12 protein-coding genes are annotated in these 14,934 nt (G+C 55.4%); all 12 read right to left on the reverse strand.

Features of this window, described 5'->3' with window-relative positions:
* Positions 1 to 99: 99 nt before the first annotated feature.
* The gene (gene accA, locus EH164_RS18135; RefSeq protein ID WP_124969676.1) at positions 100 to 1,059 is read right to left on the reverse strand and encodes an acetyl-CoA carboxylase carboxyl transferase subunit alpha; all 960 of its coding nucleotides are present in this window, start codon (positions 1,057 to 1,059) and stop codon (positions 100 to 102) included.
* Positions 1,060 to 1,071: 12 nt separating this feature from the next.
* Positions 1,072 to 4,554: a DNA polymerase III subunit alpha gene (gene dnaE / locus EH164_RS18140; RefSeq protein WP_124969679.1), complete on the reverse strand. Its 3,483-nt coding sequence runs from the start codon at positions 4,552 to 4,554 to the stop codon at positions 1,072 to 1,074.
* Between the two features lie 37 nt (positions 4,555 to 4,591).
* Positions 4,592 to 5,188: a ribonuclease HII gene (gene rnhB / locus EH164_RS18145; RefSeq protein WP_124969682.1), complete on the reverse strand. Its 597-nt coding sequence runs from the start codon at positions 5,186 to 5,188 to the stop codon at positions 4,592 to 4,594.
* Entirely contained in the window at positions 5,185 to 6,333 is a 1,149-nt protein-coding gene (gene lpxB, locus EH164_RS18150; RefSeq protein ID WP_124969685.1) for a lipid-A-disaccharide synthase, read from the reverse strand. Before lpxB ends, rnhB begins: the two co-directional genes overlap by 4 nt.
* Positions 6,333 to 7,121, reverse strand: coding sequence for an acyl-ACP--UDP-N-acetylglucosamine O-acyltransferase (lpxA, locus tag EH164_RS18155; RefSeq protein ID WP_023480511.1), 789 nt, complete (start codon positions 7,119 to 7,121; stop codon positions 6,333 to 6,335). The genes lpxB and lpxA overlap by 1 nt, the downstream gene beginning before the upstream one ends.
* A gap of 3 nt (positions 7,122 to 7,124) precedes the next feature.
* Positions 7,125 to 7,580, reverse strand: coding sequence for a 3-hydroxyacyl-ACP dehydratase FabZ (gene fabZ, locus EH164_RS18160; protein WP_023480493.1), 456 nt, complete (start codon positions 7,578 to 7,580; stop codon positions 7,125 to 7,127).
* A gap of 173 nt (positions 7,581 to 7,753) precedes the next feature.
* Positions 7,754 to 8,782 (reverse strand): UDP-3-O-(3-hydroxymyristoyl)glucosamine N-acyltransferase, encoded by a 1,029-nt coding sequence (lpxD, locus tag EH164_RS18165; RefSeq protein ID WP_124969688.1) that lies wholly within the window; start codon positions 8,780 to 8,782, stop codon positions 7,754 to 7,756.
* 3 nt (positions 8,783 to 8,785) lie between these two features.
* The gene (gene skp, locus EH164_RS18170) at positions 8,786 to 9,280 is read right to left on the reverse strand and encodes a molecular chaperone Skp (RefSeq protein WP_023480303.1); all 495 of its coding nucleotides are present in this window, start codon (positions 9,278 to 9,280) and stop codon (positions 8,786 to 8,788) included.
* A gap of 114 nt (positions 9,281 to 9,394) precedes the next feature.
* A complete protein-coding gene (bamA, locus tag EH164_RS18175; RefSeq protein ID WP_124969691.1) occupies positions 9,395 to 11,809 on the reverse strand; it encodes an outer membrane protein assembly factor BamA in 2,415 nt (804 codons plus the stop codon).
* Positions 11,810 to 11,840: 31 nt separating this feature from the next.
* Positions 11,841 to 13,190 (reverse strand): sigma E protease regulator RseP, encoded by a 1,350-nt coding sequence (gene rseP, locus EH164_RS18180; protein WP_023480377.1) that lies wholly within the window; start codon positions 13,188 to 13,190, stop codon positions 11,841 to 11,843.
* An 11-nt stretch (positions 13,191 to 13,201) separates the two neighbouring features.
* Positions 13,202 to 14,059, reverse strand: a complete 858-nt coding sequence (gene cdsA / locus EH164_RS18185) for a phosphatidate cytidylyltransferase (protein ID WP_076768871.1) — start codon at positions 14,057 to 14,059, stop codon at positions 13,202 to 13,204.
* 12 nt (positions 14,060 to 14,071) lie between these two features.
* Entirely contained in the window at positions 14,072 to 14,830 is a 759-nt protein-coding gene (gene ispU, locus EH164_RS18190) for a (2E,6E)-farnesyl-diphosphate-specific ditrans,polycis-undecaprenyl-diphosphate synthase (protein WP_124969694.1), read from the reverse strand.
* Positions 14,831 to 14,934 lie beyond the last annotated feature (104 nt).

Genomic DNA, 14,934 nt, shown 5'->3' on the forward strand with positions numbered 1-14,934 from the left:
TTAAAAACCTTAGCTAAGCATAGTTGAGGTAAATGGCAGGTATAAAAAAAGCCGCACCAGAGGTGCGGCTCATTATCACTTTTACACAGCGCTTCGCTATCAGGCGTAGCCGTAGCTCATCAGACGCTGGTAACGGCGGTTGCGCAGATCTTCTTTGCTCAGCCCTTCCAGATCGGCGAGATCCGCCAGCAGCTGTGCTTTCAGTGAAGCGGCAATCGCTTCCGGGTTGCGGTGCGCGCCGCCCAGCGGTTCCGGAATGATAGAGTCGATCAGTTTCAGCTCTTTCAGACGCGGTGCAATAATGCCCATCGCATCGGCCGCCAGCGGTGCTTTGTCCGCGCTTTTCCACAGAATCGAGGCACAACCTTCCGGCGAGATCACCGAGTAGGTGCTGTACTGCAGCATATTGACCTTGTCGCCAACGCCAATCGCCAGCGCGCCGCCGGAGCCGCCTTCGCCAATCACGGTGCAGATAACCGGCACGCTCAGGCGAGACATTTCACGCAGGTTGCGGGCAATCGCTTCAGACTGGCCGCGCTCTTCCGCGCCCACGCCCGGATAAGCACCCGGCGTGTCGATGAAGGTGATGATCGGCATGTTAAAGCGTTCCGCCATCTCCATCAGACGCAGCGCTTTACGATACCCTTCCGGCGCTGGCATACCGAAGTTGCGGCGAATCTTCTCTTTCGTTTCACGGCCTTTCTGATGACCAATGATCATCACCGGGCGTCCATCCAGACGCGCGATGCCGCCAACGATAGCTTTATCGTCAGCATAGGCGCGGTCGCCGGCCAGCTCGTCAAATTCGTCGAACGCCAGGCGGACATAATCCAGGGTGTATGGACGCAGCGGATGGCGGGCTAACTGTGCAACCTGCCAGGCACCGAGATCGGCAAAGATTTTACGTGTCAGCTCTACGCTCTTTTCACGTAGACGATGCACCTCTTCGTCGATGTTAATATCCAGTTTTTCATCCTGACGGCCAACGGCGGTCAGAGAATCGATTTTCGCTTCCAGCTCAGCAATCGGCTGTTCGAAATCAAGGAAATTCAGACTCATAGTATTCCTGTATTAGTCAAACTCCAGTTCCACCTGCTCCGAACCAATGAGGCCACGCAGATCGTTAAGTAAACGATCGCTCGGAGAGACACGCCAGGTTGCGCCAAAGCGTAACCGCGCGCGCGCATCCGTCCTCTGGTAATAGAGATGTACTGGAATGGTTCCCGAACGGTGGGGTTCCAGAGACTGACGGAGTCGGTTTAAAAGCTGGTCATCAATTTGCCTGTCCGTCAGCGATATAGCAAGCCCGCGGGCATATTTTTCACGGGCCTCGTCAATGTCCATGACTTCACGGGCGGTCATTTTAAGCCCACCGCTGAAGTCATCAAAGCTGACCTGTCCGCTGACGATGAGTATGCGGTCTTTTTCCAGCAACTGCTGGTATTTATCCAGCGCGTCAGTGAACAACATCACTTCAAGACGCCCGGAACGGTCATCCAACGTACAGATGCCGATACGATTGCCGCGCTTGGTGACCATAACCCGCGCAGCAATGACGAGCCCGGCCGCCGTGGTGACCTTCCCACGTTCGGTCGGATGCATGTCTTTCAGCCTGTAGCCTCCGACATAGCGCTCTATCTCTTTTAAATACTGGTTGATCGGGTGTCCCGTCAGGTAAAGCCCCAACGTCTCCCGCTCGCCCTCAAGCTGAACCTGCTCCGGCCACGGCTGGCAGCTGGCGTAGGATTGCTCAATCTGCTCCGGCTCTTCCGCCAGCACGCCGAACATATCCGCCTGGCCGATCGCCTCCGCTTTCGCGTGCTGATCGGCGGCTTTCAGCGCATCGCCCAGCGAGTTCATCAGCGCGGCGCGGTGCGGGCCAAGGCGGTCGAACGCCCCGGACATAATCAGCTTTTCCAGCACCCGGCGGTTAAGCTTTTTGATATCGGTACGCGCACAGAGATCGAACAGCTCGCGGAAATAGCCGCCGTTGTTACGCGCTTCGATGATCGCTTCAATCGGCCCTTCGCCCACGCCTTTGATCGCGCCAATACCGTAGACGATCTCGCCGTCGTCGTTGACGTGGAAGTGGTAGAGCCCGGAGTTAATGTCCGGCGGCAGGATCTTCAGCCCCATGCGCCAGCACTCATCCACCAGCCCGACCACTTTCTCGGTGTTGTCCATATCGGCAGTCATTACCGCCGCCATAAACTCGGCCGGATAGTGCGCTTTCAGCCACAGGGTCTGATAGGAAACCAAAGCATAGGCGGCGGAGTGCGATTTGTTAAATCCATACCCGGCGAATTTCTCTACCAGGTCAAAGATTTTAATCGCCAGCTCGCCGTCAATACCGTTTTTCTTCGCGCCATCTTCAAAAATGGAGCGCTGCTTGGCCATCTCTTCCGGCTTCTTCTTACCCATCGCACGACGCAGCATATCCGCGCCACCGAGGGTATAACCGGAGAGCACCTGGGCAATCTGCATTACCTGTTCCTGATACAGGATAATGCCGTAGGTCGGCTCCAGCACCGGTTTCAGGCTCTCGTGCTGCCACTGCACGTCCGGGTAGGAGATCTCTTCGCGTCCGTGTTTACGGTCGATAAAGTTATCTACCATGCCCGACTGCAGCGGACCGGGGCGGAACAGCGCCACCAGTGCGATCATATCTTCGAAGCAGTCCGGCTGCAGACGCTTAATCAGATCCTTCATGCCGCGGGATTCAAGCTGGAAGACCGCCGTGGTCTCCGAGCGTTGCAGCATGTCAAAGCTCTTCTTGTCTTCAAGCGGAATGGCGGCGATATCCAGCGGCGGCTCGCCCTGCTTCTCGCGCCGGGCGTTGATCATCTCCAGCGCCCAGTTGATGATGGTCAGCGTACGCAAGCCGAGGAAGTCGAACTTCACCAGGCCCGCGTATTCCACATCGTTCTTATCAAACTGGGTAACCGGATGCTGCCCGGCTTCATCGCAGTAAAGCGGTGCAAAGTCAGTAATTTTGGTTGGCGCGATCACCACACCACCGGCATGTTTACCGGCGTTACGCGTGACCCCTTCCAGCTTGCGCGCCATGTCGATCAGCGCCCGCACCTCTTCATCGGCTTCGTAGATCTCCGGCAGTTGCGGCTCTGCTTCAAAGGCTTTTGCCAGCGTCATGCCCGGATCGGGCGGCACCAGTTTGGAGATACGGTCGACAAAGCCATAGGGGTGGCCCAGCACGCGACCAACGTCGCGGATAACCGCTTTCGCCGCCATGGTACCAAAGGTGATGATCTGCGACACCGCGTCGCGGCCATACATATCCGCCACGTGTTCGATTACCTGGTCACGTTTCTCCATGCAGAAATCGACGTCGAAGTCGGGCATCGAGACACGTTCCGGGTTAAGGAAACGTTCGAACAGCAGGTCAAACTCCAGCGGATCGAGATCGGTGATCTTCAGCGCATAGGCAACCAGCGACCCGGCACCGGAACCACGGCCAGGCCCAACGGGCACGCCGTTATCTTTCGACCACTGGATAAACTCCATAACGATCAGGAAGTAGCCCGGGAAGCCCATCTGGTTAATAACCTGGAGCTCAATATCAAGGCGCTCATCGTAGGGTGGGCGTTTCTCGGCGCGCACTGCCGGATCGGGGAAGAGGAATTCGAGTCGCTCTTCCAGCCCCTCTTTCGATTTCACAACCAGGAAATCTTCAGTGGTCATATCCCCGGTCGGGAACTGCGGCAGGAAGTACTCGCCGAGGCGCACGGTGACGTTACAGCGTTTAGCAATTTCGACGCTGTTTTCCAGCGCTTCCGGAATATCGGAGAAGAGTTCGCACATCTCCTCTTCGTTGCGCATATATTGCTGCGGCGAGTAGTTACGCGGGCGTTTGGGATCGTCGAGGGTAAAGCCGTCGTGGATGGCGACGCGAATTTCATGGGCGTCAAAGTCGCCCTCTTCGAGGAAGCGGACGTCGTTGGTGGCGACAACCGGCAACCCCTGCGCTTCCGCCAGCGCGACCGCCGCGTGCAGGTAGTTCTCTTCGTCCTGACGACCGGTGCGGATCAGCTCCAGATAGTAGCGATCCGGGAAATGGGTTTTATAGAAATCGAGGCACTGCTCGACCAGCGCGCTGTTACCGCGCAGCAGGCTTTTGCCGACGTCGCCCATTCGCGCGCCGGAAAGCAGGATCAGCCCTTCGTTAAGCTCAATTAGCCAGTCGCGATCGATATAAGGGCCCGCCGCGCCGTAGCCGCGCTGGTAGGCGCGAGAAATCAGCAGCGTCAGGTTCTGGTAGCCGGTATTGTTGGCGGCGAGGACGGTAAGCTGCGTCAGCTCGTCACCAATCAGATCGCACTGCACGTGGAAGTCAGCGCCGACGATGGGCTTGATCCCGGCGCCGTGCGCCGTTCCGTAGAACTTCACCAGACCGCAGAGGTTGGTGAAATCAGTGATCGCCAGCGCGGGCGAGCCAAGGGCGGCCGCCTTCTTCACCAGCGGCCCGGTTTTCGCCAGCCCGTCAATCATGGAGTAGTCGCTATGCACCCGCAGGTGTACGAAACGTGGTTCAGCCATTATTCAATTCCAGCCTGTAGTTTCACGTTCTTAAGAGTCAGGAGACGAGACCCAACGCGCGCCTGACCGGCGCAAAGCTGCGTCGGTGATGCTCGGTTGCGCCATGCTCCGTCAGCTTTTCCAGATGAAAAGCCGTGGGATAGCCTTTATGTTGTGCAAAGCCATACTGCGGGAAGATCGCATCCAGCGCGGCCATTTCGGCATCGCGCGTGACTTTGGCGATAATCGACGCCGCGCTGATTTCTGCCACACGACTGTCGCCTTTCACCACCGCCATGGATGGCATGGCAAGCGCCGGGCAACGGTTGCCGTCAATCAGCACATACTCTGGCGTGATAGCAAGCCCGGCGACCGCGCGCTGCATCGCCAGCATCGTGGCGTGCAGAATATTAAGCTCATCGATTTCGTGCGGCTCCGCGCGGCCGAGACTCCAGGCCAGCGCTTTCTCTTTAATCTCAGCGTAGAGCGATAAACGGCGTTTTTCGGAGAGTTTTTTGGAGTCGTTGAGACCCACAATTGGCCGTGCAGGATTGAGGATCACCGCCGCCGTCACGACCGCGCCCACCAGCGGGCCGCGCCCTACTTCATCCACACCCGCAACAAGATGCGTGTGCGGATAGACAAACTCAATCATTTTGCTAACTCCAGTACCGCGTCCGCCGCCTGCTCATCGGCATTACAGCGGATGCGCTGATGCAGCTCGCGAAACAGGTCATGCATTTCATGGCGGGTTTCACTGTTCGCCAGCAGCGGTTCCAGTGCGGCTGCCAGCGCCTGCGGCTGACACTCCTCCTGCAACAGCTCTTTAACCACTTCGCGCCCGGCGAGCAGGTTCGGCAAGGAAACATAAGGCGTTTTCACCAGACGTTTCGCCAGCCAGAAGGTGAAGGGCTTCATACGGTAGCCGACCACCATCGGGCATTTCGCCAGCATGCACTCCAGCGCCGCAGTGCCGGAGGCCAGCAGCGCGGCATCGGAGGCGATCATCGCTTCCCGCGCCTGGCCATCAAGCAGGTGCACCGTCAAATCAGGCGCGACTTCCGCTTTGATGCGCTCAAACTGCTCGCGGCGTTTCGCATTGACCAGCGGAACCACGACTTCCAGCTCCGGATAGCGCTCACGCAGCAGCTGTGCGGTACGCAAAAAGTCGGCGCTGAGCATCTCGACTTCTGCACCACGGCTGCCGGGCAGCAGCGCCAGGCAGCGCGCCTGCGGGCTAATTCCCAGATGCACGCGCGCCGCATTTTTATCGGGATCGAGCGGCATGGCATCGGCCATGGTGTGTCCGATAAAGCGGCATGGAACGTTAAACCGGTCGTAAAACGCTTTTTCGAAAGGGAGAAATGCCAATACCAGATCGGTGGCTTTACCAATTTTGAAAACGCGCTTTTGTCGCCACGCCCAGACTGACGGGCTGACGTAGTGAATCGTTTTGATGCCGCGTTTTTTTAAATTACCCTCAAGGGTAATGTTAAAGTCCGGCGCATCAATCCCGACAAACACATCGGGTTGCAGCTCGCTGAATCGACGGGTCAAATCAGCGCGGATATGCAGCAGGCGACGCAGACGGCCAAGCACTTCGACGATCCCCATCACCGCCAGCTCTTCCATCTCATACCAGGCTTCACACCCTTCAGCCTGCATACGCGGGCCGGCAACGCCAACAAAACGGGCGTTGGGCACGCGCGCTCTCAGTGCGCGGATAAGACCGGCACCAAGAATATCGCCGGAGGTTTCTCCGGCGACAAGGGCTATCGTAAGCGGACGCTTGTCGACCATTAACGGATCAGGCCACGCGTCGAGCGCTCGAAGAACTGCATAAACGCATCAACTTCCGGGTGCTTCGCGGCAAGCTCGGCAATTTCCGGTTTTGCTTCGTCGAGCGTTTTACCGCTGCGATAGAGCAATTTGTACGCGTTACGGATAGCCACCAGCGCTTCGCGGCTGAAGCCACGGCGTTTCAGGCCTTCGATGTTCACGCCATACGGCGTGGCATGGTTGCCCTGAGCAATGACATAAGGAGGTACGTCCTGCGCGACGCCGGAGCAGCCGCCAACCATCACGTGCTCGCCAATAATGCAGAACTGGTGAACCGCCGTCATACCACCGATGATCGCATAATCACCGATTGTGACGTGGCCGCCCAGCGTTGCATTATTCGCGAGGATGCAGCGGTTACCGATAATGCAGTCATGCGCAACGTGCGAGTTGATCATCAGTAAGTTATCGCTGCCCACCTTCGTCAGTCCAGCGTCCTGTACTGTGCCACGATGGATGGTGACGCTTTCGCGAATGCGGTTGCGATCGCCAATTTCCACACGGGTCGGCTCGCCAGCATATTTAAGATCCTGGTTCACTTCACCGATGGAGGCGAACTGATAAATCTCGTTATCACGACCGATTTTGGTGTGGCCGTTAACAACAACGTGAGATTTCAGTACGGTACCTTCGCCGATTTCGACGTGAGGTCCCACAATACAAAACGGGCCAATATGAACGTTGGCGCCAATGACGGCACCCTCTTCAACAATGGCGGTAGGATGAATAAAGGCGGTTTTATCAATCACGTATCAGGCCTCCCGGCTACGTGCACACATCATAGTAGCTTCACAAACAACTTTACCGTCAACCATAGCAACCCCTTTAAAGCGGGTCACGCCACGGCGCGTTTTCTCGAAAGTGACTTCCATGATCATCTGATCGCCAGGCACAACCGGGCGCTTAAAGCGCGCTTCGTCGATGCCGGCGAAGTAGTACAGCTCACCCGGTTCCAGTTTACCGACGCTTTTAAACGCCAGAATACCGGTTGCCTGCGCCATTGCTTCGAGGATCAGCACGCCCGGGAAAATCGGTTTGCCAGGGAAGTGGCCCTGGAAAAACGGTTCGTTTACCGTAACATTTTTGACTGCGCGCAGAAAACGACCCTCTTCAAAATCCAGCACACGATCTACCAGTAAGAACGGGTAGCGGTGCGGCAGAAGCTCCAGGATCTCTTCAATGTGCAGAGTATGAGTGTCAGTAGTCAAAATACTCTTCCTGTCTAAATATACAAAAAAGCAATAATAACACGGCCCGCGGCATTCCTGAGAACGCCAACAGGCCGGGGAGTATATACACTTTATGCGTCGAGTTGCAGAGGCGTTTTGTCGCTTTTTCTGTTAACCCGAACGCTTTTGTGTACAAGCGTCAGGTGAATGAATTACTCGTCTTGTTGATTTATCTTGCGTTCGACAGCTTTCAAACGCTTACTCATCTCGTCGATATTCATCACCAGGGCTGCGGTTTTTCGCCACGTTTTATTGGGTTGTAACGGAATGCCGGAAGAATAAATGCCTGGCTCAGTGATAGGACGCATCACCATACCCATCCCCGTTACCGTAACCTTGTCGCAAATTTCCATATGCCCGTTGATTACGCTGGCTCCGCCAATCATGCAGTAACGGCCAATTTTCAGGCTGCCTGCCATGATGACGCCACCGGCAACGGCGGTATTGTCGCCAATCACAACGTTATGTGCAATCTGACACTGGTTATCAATAATTACGCCATTACCGATACGGGTGTCGTCAAGCGCGCCGCGGTCGATGGTGGTACATGCGCCAATCTCGACGTTATTGCCGATAATCACGCGACCAAGTTGTGGGATTTTCACCCAATTTCCGCGATCGTTAGCATAACCAAAGCCGTCCGAACCTATTACCGTCCCCGATTGAACCAGGCAGTTCTCACCGATTTCAATCTCATGGTAAATAGATACGTTGGCCCAAAGACGCGATCCTGCGCCAATTTTCGTATTTTTCCCCACGAAGCAGCCCGGGCCGATCACGACGTTATCGCCGAGGGTCACCCCGGATTCAATCACCGCATTCGCGCCGATAGAGACATTGCTGCCCAGCGTCGCGGTCGAATCGATAACGGCTCCCGGCGCGATGTTCTGCGCAGGCTGCGGCGTGGTATCAAGAATTTGTGCCATACGCGCGTAGGTCAGATAAGGGTTCTTCACGACCAGTGCGGCGCTGTGGGCAAAAGGAAGATCGTCCTGCGTCATTACAACGGCAGAGGCCTGGCATGCGGCCAGGTGTTCACGGTATTTAGGATTTACCATGAAAGTGATGTGACCTGCTTCGGCAGATTGCATGGACGCAACGCCGGTGATGACGATATCGCCATCACCGTGTAATTCTGCATCCAACTGCTGAGCTAAATCAGCGAGTCGAATTGAAGGCATTACTTATTTAACCTGTTTCAGTACATCAGCGGTGATGTCTTTTACATCATTGCTGTTGTAAATAACGGCATTGGCAGGGATAACCAGATCCACACCCTGATCGGCAGCGACTTTCTTCACTGCGGACTGGATACGGGTGACCAGCTTGCCGCGCTCTTCGTTAGAGCGGCGAGCCTGATCCTGCTCAAAAGCCTGCGCTTTCTGAGCGAATGCCTGGCGACCGGAAGTGATATCTTTTTCCAGCTTGCTGCGCTCGCTCGCTTTCATGGTAGAACCGTCGCGCTGCAAACGCTGTGCTTTTGCTTGCAGGTCGGACTCCATGCTCTGCAGTTCGTTGGCCCGGCCGCCGAATTCGTTTTTCATGGTCTGAGAAACGCCGGAAGTCTGTGCGACCTGCTGTAACAGGTTACCCATATCAACAATCGCAATTTTGTCAGCAGCCTGAGCCGACGCGGCCATTGCCAGACTTAAACCTGCAGCTAATAACAACTTTTTCACAATTAACTCCTTACCATCCCGTTTGTACCCGGAGGTACAGCTCTTTGCGAGGCTGGGCTTCTTCGAAGCCGCAGCCATCACTACACTGCTTGCGCATTCCGTTGCAGTGCGGCGTTACCAGGTTTTACCGATGTTAAACTGGAACTGCTCCGCTTTGTCTCCATCGTACTTTTTAAACGGCTGGGCGTAGGAGAAGACCAACGGCCCCAATGGGGACATCCATTGTAGTGCGATACCGGCAGACATGCGGATATTGCTCGGATCGCTATAATCCGGAATACCCAGCGCTTTCATCTCCGCGGTATTTTGCCAGTTCGTATCCCAAACGCTGCCCGCATCCCAGAAGAAGGAGGTACGTACAGAGTTAGCATACTTCTCGCTGATAAACGGCGTTGGCGTGATCAGCTCGGCGCTGACAATACCCATTGCGTTACCGCCCACCGCATCGTCAGACTTACAGAATTTCGACGTGGTAGTGTTACAGTTTTCCAGACCGCTGCCGCCGTAGTAGACCGCTTTCGGACCAATGTTATTGGACTGGAAGCCGCGCACGGTGCTGGAACCACCTGCATAGAAGTTCTCATAGAACGGCATTTCTTTGCTACCGATACCGTCGCCATAGCCCCAACGTGTACGACCCAGCATCACCCATTTGTGATCGTCGTCAATCGGGAAGTAGGACGCAGTGTCGACAGTGACTTTATAGAACTCGTTATCGGAGCCCGGAATTGTCACTTTACCGTTCAGGTTGACGCGTGAACCTTTCGTCGGGAAGTAACCGCGGTCAAGGTTGTTATACGTCCAGCCATAGTTGAAGGTGAAGTCATCCGCCGAGTAGCCGTTGCTGTCATCCCTGGTGCTGGCATTCTGCCCCACGGAATCGAGATAACGCCACATCGCGATCTGCGGTTGCATCTTCGACAGGCTGTTGTGCACGTAGCCTAAGCCGGTGCGCAGCGTGTTGTATTCGTTAATCGGGAACCCGAGCGTGCCATCCAGACCATAACTTTTGTTGGTGTAGGAGGAGAGGTCCGCGTCGTCCGCTTTAAAGTCGTTGTAGAACAGACGACCGCCGAGGCTCACGCCATCAACCGTAAAGTACGGGTTGGTGACCGAGAGTTCCGAGTAGGTCTGGTAGTCGTTCTTGGTGCCGCTGATGCCGACAGAGTAACCGGTACCTAACCAGTTATCCTGCTGCACGCCGACCTGGAAGCTAACGCCGCTTTCAGTGCCGTAACCGACACCAAAGTTGAAGCTGCCGGTGTTACGCTCTTTGACTTTGTAGACCACATCAACCTGATCCGGGCTGCCCGGAACGCGCTGCGTTTCGCTATCTACGGTTTCAAAGTAGCCGAGACGGTTCAGACGCTCTTTACCCTGATCGACCAGATCGCTGCCGAGCCATGCCCCTTCCATCTGGCGCATTTCGCGACGCAGAACGGTATCTTTCGAGGTGTCATTGCCTTCAAAGCGGATCTTACGCACGTAGAAACGGTTACCCGCATCGACGTTGATATGCAGCTTAACGGTCTTATCAGCGTCATTAATCTCAGGCTGAGACTGCACGCGCGGATAGGCATAACCATAGCGACCCAGAAGCTTTTTAATATCGTCTTCCATTTTGGTCACTTTGGTGCCGTTGTAGAGCTCGCCCGGCTGAATTTTGGTCAGGCCTTCAATTTCCGCTGAGTGGCCCGCCAGATTGCCGGCAACCTGCACGCCAGAAAGCTTGTACTGATCGCCTTCGGTGACGTTAACGGTAATGTAGATGCCTTTTTTGTCCGGCGTCAGGCTAACCTGCGTCGAATCAATGTTGAAACGGGCATAACCGCGATCCAGGTAGTAGCTGCGCAGGGTTTCAAGATCGCCCGCCAGCTTCTGCTTCTGGTATTTACGATCGCCGACCACGTTCCACCATGGCACTTCATCGCGCAGCTGGAAGTTAGAGATCAGCTGTTCGGTCGAAAACGCGTGATTACCGACGATATTGATCTGCTGGATCTGCGCGGAGACACCCTCCTGGAAGACCAGCTTAAGATCGACGCGGTTACGCGGCAGCGGCGTGACGACAGCTTTTACGCTGGCGCTGTATTTACCGACGCTGTAGTAGAAATCTTCCAGCCCTTTTTCAATATCGGAGAGGGTGGTGCGATCCAGTGATTCGCCAACACGCACGCCAGAAGCCTCGAGGTTCTGTTTCAGCATGTCATCTTTTACCGACTTGTTGCCGGAGAAGGTGATGCTGGCGATTGTCGGGCGTTCTTTCACCTGAACGAGAAGGGTATCGCCATCACGCAGGACACGAACATCCTCAAAGTTGCCAGTGGCAAACAGTGCGCGAATGGTGTTACTGATGTCTTCATCATTCACCGTATCGCCTGGACGTACTGGCATACTGAGGAGGGCCGCACCAACGGCGACACGCTGTAGGCCTTCGAAATGAATATCCTTCACTACGAACCCCTCAGCACCGTATACGGTGGCGCTGCTAAACAGCAGCGACGCTATGAGCAACTTTTTCATCGCCATCGTTATTATGCGTTCTTCCTAACAAACTCTCTTACAAGCGAGAGAAATCATTGAAAAGTGCAAGCCCCATTAACAACACCAGCAAAATAGAGCCAATGCGATAACTAAAGTCTTGAACTCGCTCGGATACCGGTCCGCCTTTCAGCTTCTCAATCGCTAAAAACAGCAGATGTCCGCCGTCTAAAACGGGGAGCGGGAACAGGTTGATAATGCCTAAGTTCACGCTTATCAAAGCGAGGAACATCAGGTAGTAAATCAACCCGAACTCTGCTGACATCCCAGCCCCCTGGGCGATAGAGATCGGCCCACTGAGGTTGTTCAGTTTTACATCACCGGTGATCAATTTCCCCAACATACTGACCGTCAGCTTCATCAACTGCCAGGTTTTACCCGTGGCTTCGGCGATGGCGCTGAAAGGCCCGTACTGGCGTACTGTCTTATATTCATCCGGCAGCGGGATAATTTTGGGCACTACGCCCGCAAAACCCTCTGCCTTGTTACCGGGTTTCGTATCCGGTACCAGTGTTACGGACAAGGGAGTCCCCTGCCTGTCCACTTCTAATGCTAACGCCTTACCGGGGTTGTCCCGCACCAGCGTGACAAAGGTCGTCCACTGCGTTAACTGCTGACCCTCGACTTTAACGATCCTGTCGCCTGCTTGCAAACCTGCTTTGCTGGCGGCGGAACCGCTCTGGACTTCGGCGAGTACCGGTTCCAGCTGCGCAGTGCGCGGCCGAATCCCCAGCGACATCACCGGATCGTCCTTGTCAGGCGCAAAGGTCCAGTGGCGCAGGTCCAGCACTTTATCCTGTCGATTGTTACTGCCGAAAGGTGCCACGCTGACGGTCGTCTGACTGTCACCGATTTTTGACACCAGCTGTAAGCGCACTGCATCCCAATCAGGCGTTTCGATACCGTCAATGGCTTTAAGTTCCGTGCCGGGTGCAATTTGCGCGCTTGCAGCGATAGAGTTGGGCGTTATTTCACCAATTACCGGGCGAACGCCAGGAACGCCGATGATAAACACCAGCCAGTAAGCGAAGATAGCGAAGATGAAGTTGGCGATGGGACCCGCCGCGATCACCGCGGCGCGCTGGCCGACGGTTTTATTGTTAAACGCGAAGTGGCGCATCTCCGGGGCGACCGGCTCGACGCGCTCATCGAGCATTTTGACGTAGCCGCCCAGCGGGATCAGAGCGATAACGAATTCGGTGCCCTGTTTATCAAAGCGGCGCCAGAGCGCTTTCCCAAAACCAATGGAGAAGCGCTCGACGCGGACGCCGCAACGGCGAGCAACCCAGAAATGGCCAAATTCATGCACCGTGATCAAAACACCAAGCGCAATAATGAACGCCGCCAGATTCCAGAGAATGCTCAGCATAAAACCTTCCGTCAAATCGTCCTGAAAACCAGCAGTAACAGACAGGCAAATACGGGAACCGCCGCCGTCAGGCTGTCAATGCGATCCAGTATACCGCCGTGGCCTGGAATAAGATGACCACTATCTTTAATGCCGGCTTCGCGCTTGAACATGCTCTCGGTTAAATCGCCCAGCACCGAAGCAAGCGCGGCCACCACAGAGCAGATCAGCAGCGTCGAGTGCGCCACTTCAAGGTTCGCCCATGCGCCGTAACCCCAGGAGATGATCCCTGCGGTCAGCAGTCCGCCGAGGAAGCCTTGCCAGGTTTTACCGGGCGACACTTTCGGTGCCAGCTTATGTTTGCCAAACAGTTTGCCAAACATATAAGCGCCCGAATCTGCGCCCCAGACCAGGATCATGACGTAGAGCAACCAGATTGCGCCGCTGTAGGGGTTGACCTCATAGTGCCAGACCCGCAGCGCCAGCATGCCCCAGAAGAAGGGAATGATGGTGAGAACGCCAAACAGCAGGCGCAGCGCCTTAGAGTTGCGCCATAGCGCCGCAGAGGCCGGGTAACCCAGCACCAGCCCCAGTGCAGCAAGCCACCACACCAGAGAGGCCCAAAGCGAGCCTTCAACCAGCGGCTGGTGAACGTTGTGATGATACTCCGGCAGCGTAAACAGCATCAGCGCTAACAGCAGCCCGCAGAGCACTGCCAGCCAGACGCGCTGTGTGCGCGAGGTTAAGCCGCTAAGCTGACCCCATTCCCACGCGGCGAGCATGCAGACGGCGAGAGTGATAATCGCAAATCCCACAGGAGGCAGCAAAAAAAGCGCCGCGATAACAATGGGTATCAATACAAACGCAGAAATCAGGCGATACTTCAGCAAAAGCAACCCCCATCAGGCTTTGTCGCCACCAGGCTCGGTACCACCGAAACGACGCTCTCGATTAGCAAAGGCATTCAGCGCACCTTCAAAGTCTTGTTCATCAAAATCAGGCCAAAGAACATCAGTAAAGTAAAGTTCGGCATAGGCAATTTGCCAAAGTAAAAAGTTACTTATGCGATGTTCGCCGCCCGTCCTAATCACTAAATCAACGGGAGCCAGCTCATGCATGCAGACTTGCTTATTCAGCGTCTCTTCATCTATTTCGTCCGGGCGCAACAGCCCTTCCTGCACTTGCTCAGCTAAATGCCGAACTCCCTGAACGATATCCCAGCGCCCACCGTAGTTGGCGGCGATATTTAACGTTAGCCCGCTGTTCTGGGCGGTTAACGTTTCCGCTTTGCGGATTCGCTCCTGCAAACGCGCATTAAACCGGCTGGTATCGCCAATAATGCGTAAACGAACATTATGGCGGTGCAGGCTTTTCACTTCGCTATCCAGCGCCCACACAAACAGTTCCATCAGCGCGCTCACTTCCTGCGCCGGACGGTTCCAGTTTTCGCTACTAAAAGCATACAGCGTCAGCGCGTCGATACCATTGTTGGCGGCAAAAGAGACTGCGCGGCGAACGGATTTCGCTCCCGCTCTGTGTCCAAAGGCACGGAGTTTCCCCTGCCTTTTTGCCCAGCGACCATTGCCATCCATAATTATCGCTACATGGCGGCAGCCATGCGTTGGCAAATTTTCGCTTATCGGTTGGTTAGCAGACAACATAACGCGTTTTAGTCCCTGAAAAGGATTTAGCGGTACTCAGGAATACAAAAGCCTTCACACAAAAAAGCCGCGCAAACCACGGCTTACACAATTCGCCAAAATAA

Origin of the sequence: Kosakonia sp. CCTCC M2018092, assembly GCF_003864115.1 — a bacterium.
Lineage (GTDB): Bacteria > Pseudomonadota > Gammaproteobacteria > Enterobacterales > Enterobacteriaceae > Kosakonia > Kosakonia cowanii.

What these genes read in the sequence shown, in the direction of transcription:
- accA (WP_124969676.1), bottom strand. Translation starts at nt 1,059, where the DNA reads ATGAGTCTGAATTTCCTTGATTTCGAACAGCCGATTGCTGAGCTGGAA.
- dnaE (WP_124969679.1), bottom strand. Translation starts at nt 4,554, where the DNA reads ATGGCTGAACCACGTTTCGTACACCTGCGGGTGCATAGCGACTACTCC.
- rnhB (WP_124969682.1), bottom strand. Translation starts at nt 5,188, where the DNA reads ATGATTGAGTTTGTCTATCCGCACACGCATCTTGTTGCGGGTGTGGAT.
- lpxB (WP_124969685.1), bottom strand. Translation starts at nt 6,333, where the DNA reads ATGGTCGACAAGCGTCCGCTTACGATAGCCCTTGTCGCCGGAGAAACC.
- lpxD (WP_124969688.1), bottom strand. Translation starts at nt 8,782, where the DNA reads ATGCCTTCAATTCGACTCGCTGATTTAGCTCAGCAGTTGGATGCAGAA.
- bamA (WP_124969691.1), bottom strand. Translation starts at nt 11,809, where the DNA reads ATGGCGATGAAAAAGTTGCTCATAGCGTCGCTGCTGTTTAGCAGCGCC.
- rseP (WP_023480377.1), bottom strand. Translation starts at nt 13,190, where the DNA reads ATGCTGAGCATTCTCTGGAATCTGGCGGCGTTCATTATTGCGCTTGGT.
- ispU (WP_124969694.1), bottom strand. Translation starts at nt 14,830, where the DNA reads ATGTTGTCTGCTAACCAACCGATAAGCGAAAATTTGCCAACGCATGGC.